The organism is Treponema sp. R6D11, assembly GCF_054786075.1.
Genome location: NZ_BDHD01000677.1, coordinates 1 through 628, shown reverse-complemented (window position 1 = coordinate 628; position 628 = coordinate 1). Strand labels below are relative to the sequence as shown.

At 43.2% G+C, this 628-nt stretch carries 1 protein-coding gene; it reads left to right on the top strand.

Annotated elements, in window-relative coordinates:
* On the top strand, positions 1 to 617 hold a 617-nt coding region (locus ACYVTD_RS15435; RefSeq protein ID WP_461248583.1), incomplete at its 5' end, for a DNA polymerase.
* Between the last annotated feature and the right edge of the window lie 11 nt (positions 618 to 628).

The window sequence follows — 628 nt, the reverse complement described above, 5'->3', positions numbered from 1 at the left end:
GCAAGAAGGAACGCTATATCGCAAAGAATGGTTTTGTCTTTCCTATTTTTTACGGTGCATCTGCGAAATCTATGGCACCGAATATCTGGGAGTTGTGCGGACCGGATGAGAAGAAAAGATTTAGGGCGATGGGAGTAAAGACGGTTACCGAGTTGCAGGAACATATAAAGGAGATGGAAAATAAATTTTGGAATGTCCGTTTTAAAAAGTATGGTCAGTGGCGGAGAAAAACCTACAATGAATTTTTGGCAAAGGGTTATTTAAAGGTCAATACCGGTTTTTATTGCTACGCACCATGCGAGTTTACCCAACTGGTCAACAGGGCGATACAGGGCAGTGCCTGTCATTGTCTACTCTTTTCTTTATTAAATGCGGAACCACGCATTCGCAAGGCAACAAACGGACGCTCTTTTCTCGTAGGGCAAATCCACGATTCAATAATTGGTGACATCCACCCGGGTGACCTGGAAACGGTAAATGCCATAGTCAAGGAATGCGGTATCGCAAAGGTAAAAAAGAAGTGGGAATTTATTACGACCCCACTTGAAATAGAGTATGCTTGCACCCCCGTGGATGGCAGTCTATCCGAGTTGAAGGAAATTGGTAAGTTGGTTTAGCTATATTTAAC